Below are 9365 nucleotides of genomic sequence, written 5' to 3' on the forward strand. Positions count from 1 at the left end.
TAGGCGAGCGAATGGCAAATCGATCAAGATCCTTACGGCGAACATTCATGTTCCATCCTGAGGAATGAGGCGTACTTATGGTACGCTGCAGTGACGAAGGATGAAGCGTAACGCAGATCTCGGGCTTTTTACGAATCCGTCATGATTGTTGATGACAATCTTCGAATGGGTGGCGTATACTGACCCATTCTTTCCCTAATCCAATGGTTCTGAGCAATGATGTGATCGCCCGTATTAAAACGCCTCTAGTCAAAGGATAATGAATGTGTCCCTAAAAACGCAAATCCTGATCAACCTTATCGTGCTCGCCATCGTCGACACCGTCGTTCCCATTCCCATTACCGCCATGGTGCTGATCATGGTGCTGTTCCAGAAACCGAAATGGTTCAAGGATTGGGTCGACCGGATTTACCGGCGCTGAAACCCATTCAGGGGGAACCGGGGCGGCTCATGCCGTGGATCAGTTTTTTAGCCTTGTCGGGCGTAACCTCTGCCATCTTCTTGCCGCAACAGGTCAGTTCCCCTTTGCCCCCGGTGATAACGGCGACGATGGCACCACAGTCTTCACATTTGAATACTTCAGATTTGGTTGTCATGACGGTTCTCCTTACGTTTGTGTGTTTTCCGGTTTATGTCCCGCTGAACACGTGGATCAACCGGTCCTTGCCTTCGCCATCATCAGCGGAGACGCTAAGATCCCAGTGGGTCAGCGCCTCGGGGTCGGTGACCACCACCGCCGGGCAGGCTGCCCGGTAGGCGACTCGCTCCACGGCGCTGCCCGGATACCATTTTCCGGGCTTTTCTTTGGTGTGGGAGCCCATGATGATTAAATCGACGTTATTTTCTCCGCCGCAGGTGAGTATCTCCAGGTGGGGCATGGCGCCGGCCTTGATCAGGTAGCGGTGGTCGGTGCCGTCCAGGTATCCCTCGTAAAACGATTCGAGCCGCTTTTTCGCATGGGCCGCATCGGCCGTGTAATCGTTCCGGGTGTATTTGGGGAAGGGGGGCACCGGAATCATGTGAAACACCAACAGCCGGCTGCGGTATTGTCTAGCCAACTCCGCCGCAAAACAGATCGCGCATTCGCAGGATCGGGAGAAATCGACCGCCACAAGCACCCGTTGAAAGCGCAGTTGGTCCTTTAGCGCGGGGCGGTTGACCACCATCACCGGACAGGTCTCGCGGGTGACGACGTTTTCCACCGTCGACCCGACCCGGCCGGCAACTCGAATCACTTCTTTTTCTTCTACCCGGGTCGAATGGGGACCCATCACGACGAGATCAGTTTCGATCTCCCTGGCCCACCGCAGGATCTCCTCCCACGGGTAGCCGGCGGTGACCCTTATTTCATGGCGAATATCCGACAAGTCATCCTTATACGTCTTTTCCAATGTTTGCCCGACGGCATGCGCATAGTCTGCATCGGCGATCATCTCCTCGCCGGTCTCGAAATGACGAACCAGGCGGCGATTCTCCGTCGAAGCGGACTCCATCACATGCAGCATATACAAACGGGCAGTCTGTTGTCGGGCCATCCGGGCTGCCGATATCACTGGTGCATCGCCGGTGGCGACGATATCCGTTGCGGCTATAATTCGATTAAACATGCCTGCCTCCTTTCCGGGTGAACCCGTTTAACAGCCGACAAACAGGGCATTGGTCAGCAGAATGTGCCGCAGGCAGATCGCCGGCGGGTTTTCGGTGTCCACGGGGATATGGATTTCATTGCCGATGCGGACCATGGGCTGGTAGCGTTTTTTAAAGGCCGCCAGGTGAATCAGACGGGCATCGGACACCGACGATTCAGTTTCCCGTTTCAGCAACCGTACAGCCAGGGTTGCTTCGGCGGCTCGGCACTCAATGAACACGGGTATTGCCTGACGGTCGGCGGCGATCCGCAGGGCCTGGTTCCGCCGCGTCGCCCGGCTGAAGGTGGCATCGATCACCACGCTTTTCCCCCTTTTGAGATCCTCCTGGGCCAGGGCGAAGATCCTTTCGTAGGTGGCCTGGCTGGCAAGGGCAGAGTACATTTCCTGCCCAAATGCATGTGGATTGGATGGTGCGGAAGAACCACCGGCAAACAGCTCCTTGCGGATCACATCCGAGCGTAACACATTGACGTCAAGGACCGATGCCAGCATGCTGGCGATGGTACTTTTCCCCGAGGCGGGCAGTCCGCACACCACCCACAGGATCGGTCGGCTGAAGGCGGTGGCATAACCATGGGCCATGGCCAGATAGCGTTCGGCAGCCGCCTTCTGCATGTCGCGGTCTGCGCCCCGGTCATCACATTCCCGGAGACGGAAACAGCTCACCTTGCAGCGCACCATGGCCCGGTAGCAACGGTAAAAATCCAGCAGCGGCAGGGCGCCGACGTCATCGGTCTGTTCGACGTACGACCGGATCAGCATCCGGGCAGTTTCCGGGAAATGGTTGTATTCCAGATCCATGGCCAGAAAGGCCAGATCGTTGATGATGTCCAGGACGCGCAACGTGTCGTTGAATTCGATGCAATCAATGACCTGGATACCGGATTTCGTAAAGTAAATGTGATCGGTTCTCAGGTCCCCGTGGCCATCCTTTATTTTGCCGTCAGTGCGGCGGCGGAGAAAAAGGTTTTGATGCCTGCGATAAAAAGAACGTGCGGCGGACCGGACGAACTCGAATTGTCGTCGGTCGATCCACACGCCGGCAAATGGCTCGGCTCGTTGAAGATTTGCTTCCCAGGCAGGGGCGACAGACAGGTCCACGTGGTCAAGCGCTGCGGTCTGTGCGAAAAATCCAACCAGCAGGCGGGCCAGCGATTCGATATCTCCGTCATCCAACGTGGCGTGCTTCAGGCGCTGCTGCATGGAATCGGTTTCGGCAAGCTGATGCATCTTCACGGCAAACTCCACCGTTTCGCCCGACCCCTTCAGGGCATAGGTACCGTCATGGCAGGTGATGGGAACCGCGTCGATGTAAACACCGTGGGACAGGCGACGGTTCAGGGCGATTTCCTGCAGACAATACTGCTGCCGTTTCTCAAGACTCGTAAAATCCAGGAATCCAAGATCCACCGGCTTTTTGATTTTGTAAACAAAAGGGCCGGTCAAAAACACCGTTGAGATATGGGTCTCACGTCGTTCGACAGTCTCCACCGAGTGCGGGTAAAAGTCCGCCTGCATCATGGTTTTGAGAATCTCGGCCTGGTGGTTTTTTTCCATGAGTTATCTTTTCCGCCGGTCGGATTTGTTCAAATTGGCCTTGACAAAGGATATTGTGAAAGCGGCATCCTTTACAGGATGAAAAAAGAGCTGACAGGTTTCAGATCCAGTTGAACCGCAAGCAATGATCAGTGTCTCCTATGATTTTATGGACTTTCTGATCAACTGTGAATGGTTAAAAATACTCATTTTTTTTCTACGGAATGGGTAATCTTGAGGATTGTCCGCCAGCCGTGATCCTTGGTATTAAATTATTAATTCGGCTATGCACTCGCTTCAGCCATTCTGCTGGATAGTGGATCTCAACCCGGATCAAGACTGGTGTGCGTCCAGAACGCCCTTTTATGCGACCGCACACCGACATACCTGGCTTCTTCAGGACAACCGTCCAACCAAAGGAGCAACTTATGCCAACCTATGAATTTTTCTGTGAATCCTGCAAGAAACCGTTTGTGCTCTATCTTCGTTTGGAGGAGTTTGAAAAGAAAAACCACGCCTGTCCCAAATGCAAGTCCCCGGACGTCAAACGTCAAATCTCGACCTTCCAGACCAAAACGTCTAGAAAGAGCTGATGCAAACAGATTGGCCCGCCGCAAGGCAAGCCCTTAAACTGAATGAAATCAGTTGACATTGCCGGACTGTTTTCGGTAACATTTTTCTCATCAGGGCGGGTATCATCCATCCTTATGCCCGAATTTCAATGAGCCACCTTTAGGGTCGGTATCTTCCAGAGATCCTGATCCTTGATCATCGATCGTCTGCCTCGGCTTGTGCGTGCGGCGCTTCATATCGGCGATGACCCGGATCATCAGCCTTTGCCAGGTGGTTATCGGACACCCCGTTAGCGACATCACCAACCTGGTGGACGAAAAGTACCAGCGGGTCAAATTTGCCATTTTTGAAAGACCGGCCGGCTGATAGGGATCCAGCCTCAGATGCCCCAGGACAGATCGATATGACCGCGCAAAAAATCTTCGAGACCCATTGGACGGAACTGCACCGCAGAGTCGAGCGATTGGTGGCGCACTCCGACACAGGCTCCGACCATCGGGAGACCGAGGAAATCAATCGCCTGATTCATGAAATCCAGACCAATCAGGCCAAGTTGGAGATGCAAAATGATGCTTTGTCCAAAAGCTGTGACACCATCGCGGATGCCAGCCGCAAATACGAAAGGCTTTATCGCAACTATTCCAGTTTGTTCAACTTTGCACCCATCGGCTACCTGGTTATCGACCGGGACGGGGTGATCCACGAAATAAATCTTTCCGCATCCATCTCGCTCGATGCGCCCAGGAGCACGCTGACCGGCCGTTGTATCACCGATTTCATCCACCGGGACGATCAGGATTGCTTCTACTATCAAAAGCTGAACTGCCAAAAGAATTCGGACAACGTCATTTTTGAACTGAAAATGAAAAAAGAGGGGGGCCTCTTCTTCGATGCCCGGTTGCAGATGCAGCCCCTTTTCTCAGCACACGATGATGAACAGCGATACAGTATCACGCTTGTGGACACCAGCGAATTTGTGCATGTGTCCTCAAGCTTCGCCTTGATGCAAACCTGCCTCGAGCTTGCCTGCCGTTCCACCGGCATGGAAGACCTGTTGGAAGCGTTTGTTCAGCAGGTTAAGTCCTATCTGCAATGCGATGCGGTGGGTATTCGTATCCGTGATGATGAAGGCAACATTCCCTACCAGGCCTACGACGGATTCAGCCGGGTATTTTACGAATCCGAAAGCCCGTTGTCCCTTCACACCGACCAGTGCATGTGCATCACGGTGATCAAAGGAACTACCGACCCCAGCCTGCCTTTTTTTACGAACAAAGGGTCCTTTTATATCAATGCAACCAGCCGTTTTTTAGCTACGGTGGCTCCGGAAGATCTGGGTTCGACCAGAAATGTGTGCAATGCTCACGGTTACGAATCCGTGGCGCTGATACCCATAGGCATTGGCGACACCATTGAAGGATTGATTCATGCGGCCGACCATCGGGAGAACCGGTTTCCCCTGCGGCTGGTCGAAAACCTGGAAGATGTCGGTTCGCGGCTTGGACTGGCGGTTCAGCGGTTTCACCTGCAGGAAAGGATTCGCGAATCGGTGGATACGCTCAATGATCTCTCCGGTCACCTGCTGACGGTTCAAGAAGATGAACAACGGCGCATCGCCATGGAACTTCACGACGGATGCGGCCAGGACCTGAATGTGCTCAAGCTTCGCCTGAAAAGCCTTCAACGCCGACTACCGGACGAAGCGGACGATTTGATTCAAGAATGCGAGGGTCTGCTGGCCTATTCCGACAAGATTATCGACGACATCCGCAACATTGCCCACGGCCTGAAGCCGGCGGCGTTGGAGACACTGGGTCTTACCGCCGCCACCCGGCAGATGATTCGTGAATATTCAACCTACGCGACCGTTCAGGTGGAGGCGGATATCGATTTGCTCGACCAAATCAAGAATCCAATGACCCAGGTTTGCCTGTTTCGCATCTTCCAGGAAGCGCTGACCAATGTCCACAAGCATGCACAGGCCACATGGGGCGTGTTGGCTGCAAGTCGCGAAGGTGACACCATCCGGATCCGAATCGAAGACAACGGCATCGGTTTTGATGTCCAAAACCAATTTTATCGGGCCAATGGTCGCATGGGAATGGGGCTGTCCGCCCTGGCCCTACGCTGCCGGATGATCAGGGCGGATCTGTCCATTGACAGTAAGGCGGGCAAGGGCTGCCGGCTGGTCATCCGCGTTCCCTGCCCAAACCCGAAGGCCGTCCGATGAACGCATACAGGATCATTCTTGCCGACGATCATGTGATGATGCGGGAAGGCATCAAAAACATGATCGTTGCGGTGCCCGGGCTGGCGGTGACCGGTGAAACCGGAGACGGCCTGAAGCTGCTGAGACTGCTCAAAAAAACAGTGCCCGACATGGTGATTCTGGATATCTCCATGCCTGGGCTGCGCGGTCTCGAAGCGGCCCGAGAAATTCACTCCCTGTACCCCGATGTCCATGTGCTCATGCTGAGTATGCACAAAAGCGAGGAGTTTCTCTCCATGGCACTGGCGGCGGGTGCCAAAGGCTACCTGTTGAAGGAGGATTCGGGCGATGAATTGCTCCAGGCCATCGACCAGATTCGAAAAGGTGAAACCTACCTGTCCAAAAAGTTGGCCAGCGCATTTCCCTCGGCCATTATTTCCATATGCAAGGGCACGCATAAATCCTCACCGGACCCCCTCACCCCCCGCGAGCGCCAGGTGCTGCAGATGATCGCAGAGGGGGATACCGACCGGCAGATCAGCGACAAGCTTTGCATCAGCGTTCGCACGGTCCACCGCCACCACGCCAATATCCGATCCAAACTCAACCTCAAGCGCACCGCCGACCTGGTGCGCTACGCCATCGCCCAGGGATATACCACCAGCGTGCCGTAACCCGTCCGACCCGCCTCCCCCATGGGCAAAATTACCTATAGGCCATCTAAAAATTGGGCAGTTCTGCGAATTGTTTGTGTTGGCTCGGCTGCATTATAAGTGGACCAGCAGAATCGCTTCCTGCCGCAATGACGTTTTTTGCCTCCTGACGCTGCTATTCTTCACATTTAATGCCGATGAAAAAGGAGGTTGCCCATGCCAGCGTTGATCGTAAACCGATTGGAACCGTCGCCCGATGGCGGGTTACCCCAGGCGTCCGAAGCCTTTCACACGTCGATTGATGACCCCTCCGCGCAGTCGTTCGATAGGTTGGCGCTTGATTCGGATACCAGCCGGATCCTGATCGTGGACGACGACCCGGTCATCCTGAAACTGTTGGCCAGAATGGCGGTGAACCTGGGCTATCGCCCCACCATTGCCGAAGATGGGGTGGACGCTCTCTATTATTTGAACAAGGCGCATTACGACCTGGTCATCACCGACTATGACATGCCCTTCATCGACGGATATCAGCTGGCCGATCAGATCAAAGAGAGGCATTTCGGGACCCGGGTCATTATCATGACCGGCCACTGCGAAAAAGAGATCGAGGATCTGCTGGATGGATCCGGTATTGTGGACGGGAGGTTGTTGAAACCCTTCAACCTGAAATCTTTGAAAGAGAAAATTGAAATGGCTATTCAACCGCGTTTAGGAAAATGGATGTCCTGACCCCTGGCGGGGCAACCAAATACAACCATCCGCCTAATGTGGAGACAAACGCATCAAGGAGAGAACAGCTAATGGATGTTTCATGGATCGCCAAAGATTACACCCGTCTTCAAAAACAATCGCTTAACAACGTCTGTAGCAATTGCTCCTTCGTTTAACAGGGAGGATCTACGCAGGTATACCCATTTTAATGGAGATGAAGGTATGGCGGTAAATTTTCGCGTTAGTGCAAAGGAGATCAGCAAACAATCCATGGCGCTTCGGCTGTTTGGTGATTTTGATGCGTCATCGGCGTGTGAATTGATCAACATTCTGGATGATAGCGTCAAAACTTCCAGCAAGGTGGCCATTGACACGGATGGGTTGAAAACGATCAATACGTTCGGCCTCGACGTCTTTCTTCCCCGGATGTCCAAACTGAACAACACCCGGGCAGATATTAAAGTGACCGGGCGGTTCAGTGAAAAATTCAAGGAAGAGAGGTAAAGATGAGTATCCGCAAACAGTTTCTGAAGCGTAAACCCGTGTGCAAGGTCACCTTTAAGATTCCGGAATACGTGGGGAACGGGGCAACCATGGCGCACGTGGTGGGTGAGTTTAACGACTGGTCGACCTCGGCGACACCGATGAAGCAATTGAAAAACGGTGCCTTCAGCGCCACGGTTGAGTTGGAAAAAGGCCGGTCATACCAGTTCCGCTATCTGTTGGGGGCTTCCAGTTGGGAAAACGATCCCGATGCCGACGACTTTCTGCCGTCTCCTTTTGGAAACAGCTATAATTCGGTGATCAGCCTTTAGCGTGCCCTTTTGGCTAAACGGTAATTGGCCGGTGAAATGATCGAGAGGTGTCGTTTGAAAGCAATTAAAGACAACAAAGAGAACACGTTCGACTTCGAGCAGATGGTCCAGCATGAACACCAACGGGAGGACGAACGCCGCAAGGAGCCGTGCGAGGGTTTCATCTATATCAGCACCGTGGGATGGATTTGCCGCCGAGAACGATGCCGCCGACAGGCTTCAGAGCGGCCGAAGCAGATAAAAGCTTTCGATCCGGCTCCAGAAATTTAAGCCTGGTGAAATGCTTTAGTGCGGCCGCCAGTCAGTTCTTAACTTCTGGCTATGCAGCTCGTAGGCGCTGCCATCCTTTTGAAGGGACGGGCATGCTGCATAGCCACAAAAGAAGGAAGGATGCCATTGGCTCCCATGGTGAGAACATGCAAAATACAATAGAGAAAAAACCGATTGAGCGGGTTTCTCCGCGCAATCCCACCGAGGCAGCGATTACCTGCCGACCATATGCCAGCACCGATACCATCTATGCATCGGCCGGTGTCATGCGCAATTTTTCAAGCCAGGGGTCCTATATCGAAACGTCCCACAAGTATCAATCAGGGACCATCCTCATCATGCGGATGGTCCGCTACCCCGCCATACCGCCATCCATAACTGATGAGGAGCGGCCGCGATCCATCTGCCTTGCCGAAGTCAAATGGCGGCAGGACCTGGCCGGCGAAAACGCCATCGGGTATGGCATCGGTTTGAGATACCTTGACTAAACCCCAGCGTTGCAAAAGCGGGAGGGTTTCAGTGCCAAGGCGCCGAGGGTGACGCCGTAGTCCTTTACTGCAATCCCTTGGCAACGCGGGATCTGGAATCCTCCCGCTTTCCCGAAAGGGTAAAAACATGAGAAAATCACTGTTTTTGCAGGAATTCACATCCGGTGGACTCCTGAAAATCTGGTAGGCTTAAACGTTTTCTCTATCTTTACAGAATGTTACAATAATTTTCACATGTTTTTATGCAACGATGGGGATAACTTAACCTTGCCTTTCAGCAGGTAGCATTCCGTCTTCGCTGAAGCGGCCGTTAATAGAAGCCATCAAATGCGCCTAAAACGAAAATGATATTTCCTAGGGTTTGCAATTTTCATTTTCTCATTCTTTCTACCAGCCCTAACCGTATTTGGTGAACCCATCCGTGGATATAAAAGCGCATTAATGCTTTTTGGATCTCT

12 protein-coding genes are annotated in these 9365 nt (G+C 53.3%); 9 read left to right on the top strand and 3 right to left on the bottom strand.

All coding sequences use genetic code 11. The features are described from left to right. The first annotated feature begins 265 nt into the window (after positions 1–265). Entirely contained in the window at positions 266–421 is a 156-nt protein-coding gene (locus tag QNK41_RS20180; RefSeq protein ID WP_319260779.1) for a hypothetical protein, read from the top strand. 7 nt (positions 422–428) lie between these two features. Here the strand turns inward: QNK41_RS20180 and QNK41_RS20185 are convergent, their stop codons facing one another. The 3 genes from QNK41_RS20185 to QNK41_RS20195 are packed head-to-tail and all read right to left on the bottom strand — an operon-like array spanning position 429 to position 3206. Then, positions 429–596 (bottom strand): desulfoferrodoxin FeS4 iron-binding domain-containing protein, encoded by a 168-nt coding sequence (locus tag QNK41_RS20185; protein ID WP_319260780.1) that lies wholly within the window; start codon positions 594–596, stop codon positions 429–431. A 33-nt stretch (positions 597–629) separates the two neighbouring features. Continuing rightward, positions 630–1607, bottom strand: coding sequence for a universal stress protein (locus QNK41_RS20190; protein ID WP_319260782.1), 978 nt, complete (start codon positions 1605–1607; stop codon positions 630–632). A 27-nt stretch (positions 1608–1634) separates the two neighbouring features. Further along, a complete protein-coding gene (locus tag QNK41_RS20195; RefSeq protein ID WP_319260784.1) occupies positions 1635–3206 on the bottom strand; it encodes an AAA family ATPase in 1572 nt (523 codons plus the stop codon). 407 nt (positions 3207–3613) lie between these two features. Between QNK41_RS20195 and QNK41_RS23155 the strand changes: the two genes are divergently transcribed. From QNK41_RS23155 to QNK41_RS20230, 8 genes are all read left to right on the top strand, one after another. Then, entirely contained in the window at positions 3614–3778 is a 165-nt protein-coding gene (locus tag QNK41_RS23155) for an FmdB family zinc ribbon protein (protein ID WP_413815189.1), read from the top strand. A gap of 223 nt (positions 3779–4001) precedes the next feature. Then, positions 4002–4124, top strand: coding sequence for a hypothetical protein (locus tag QNK41_RS20200; protein WP_319260787.1), 123 nt, complete (start codon positions 4002–4004; stop codon positions 4122–4124). 37 nt (positions 4125–4161) lie between these two features. Further along, positions 4162–5988 carry an ATP-binding protein gene (locus QNK41_RS20205; RefSeq protein WP_319260789.1) on the top strand — a complete coding sequence of 609 codons (1827 nt, stop codon included), beginning with the start codon at positions 4162–4164 and terminating at the stop codon, positions 5986–5988. Next, positions 5985–6641 carry a response regulator transcription factor gene (locus QNK41_RS20210; protein ID WP_319260792.1) on the top strand — a complete coding sequence of 219 codons (657 nt, stop codon included), beginning with the start codon at positions 5985–5987 and terminating at the stop codon, positions 6639–6641. The genes QNK41_RS20205 and QNK41_RS20210 overlap by 4 nt, the downstream gene beginning before the upstream one ends. A 195-nt stretch (positions 6642–6836) precedes the next feature. After that, a complete protein-coding gene (locus tag QNK41_RS20215) occupies positions 6837–7352 on the top strand; it encodes a response regulator (protein WP_319260794.1) in 516 nt (171 codons plus the stop codon). Positions 7353–7556: 204 nt separating this feature from the next. Next, positions 7557–7838, top strand: a complete 282-nt coding sequence (locus tag QNK41_RS20220; protein ID WP_319260796.1) for an STAS domain-containing protein — start codon at positions 7557–7559, stop codon at positions 7836–7838. A 2-nt stretch (positions 7839–7840) separates the two neighbouring features. After that, complete coding sequence (locus QNK41_RS20225) at positions 7841–8149, top strand: isoamylase early set domain-containing protein (RefSeq protein ID WP_319260798.1); 309 nt, start codon at positions 7841–7843, stop codon at positions 8147–8149. A gap of 416 nt (positions 8150–8565) precedes the next feature. Further along, entirely contained in the window at positions 8566–8907 is a 342-nt protein-coding gene (locus QNK41_RS20230) for a hypothetical protein (RefSeq protein ID WP_319260801.1), read from the top strand. The last annotated feature ends 458 nt before the right edge of the window (positions 8908–9365 follow it).

Origin of the sequence: Desulfosarcina sp. (genome assembly GCF_033791525.1) — a bacterium.
Lineage (GTDB): Bacteria > Desulfobacterota > Desulfobacteria > Desulfobacterales > Desulfosarcinaceae > Desulfosarcina.

What these genes read in the sequence shown, in the direction of transcription:
- QNK41_RS20185 (WP_319260780.1), bottom strand. Translation starts at nt 596, where the DNA reads ATGACAACCAAATCTGAAGTATTCAAATGTGAAGACTGTGGTGCCATC.
- QNK41_RS20190 (WP_319260782.1), bottom strand. Translation starts at nt 1,607, where the DNA reads ATGTTTAATCGAATTATAGCCGCAACGGATATCGTCGCCACCGGCGAT.
- QNK41_RS20195 (WP_319260784.1), bottom strand. Translation starts at nt 3,206, where the DNA reads ATGGAAAAAAACCACCAGGCCGAGATTCTCAAAACCATGATGCAGGCG.
- QNK41_RS23155 (WP_413815189.1), top strand. Translation starts at nt 3,614, where the DNA reads ATGCCAACCTATGAATTTTTCTGTGAATCCTGCAAGAAACCGTTTGTG.
- QNK41_RS20200 (WP_319260787.1), top strand. Translation starts at nt 4,002, where the DNA reads ATGACCCGGATCATCAGCCTTTGCCAGGTGGTTATCGGACACCCCGTT.
- QNK41_RS20205 (WP_319260789.1), top strand. Translation starts at nt 4,162, where the DNA reads ATGACCGCGCAAAAAATCTTCGAGACCCATTGGACGGAACTGCACCGC.
- QNK41_RS20210 (WP_319260792.1), top strand. Translation starts at nt 5,985, where the DNA reads ATGAACGCATACAGGATCATTCTTGCCGACGATCATGTGATGATGCGG.
- QNK41_RS20215 (WP_319260794.1), top strand. Translation starts at nt 6,837, where the DNA reads ATGCCAGCGTTGATCGTAAACCGATTGGAACCGTCGCCCGATGGCGGG.
- QNK41_RS20220 (WP_319260796.1), top strand. Translation starts at nt 7,557, where the DNA reads ATGGCGGTAAATTTTCGCGTTAGTGCAAAGGAGATCAGCAAACAATCC.
- QNK41_RS20225 (WP_319260798.1), top strand. Translation starts at nt 7,841, where the DNA reads ATGAGTATCCGCAAACAGTTTCTGAAGCGTAAACCCGTGTGCAAGGTC.
- QNK41_RS20230 (WP_319260801.1), top strand. Translation starts at nt 8,566, where the DNA reads ATGCAAAATACAATAGAGAAAAAACCGATTGAGCGGGTTTCTCCGCGC.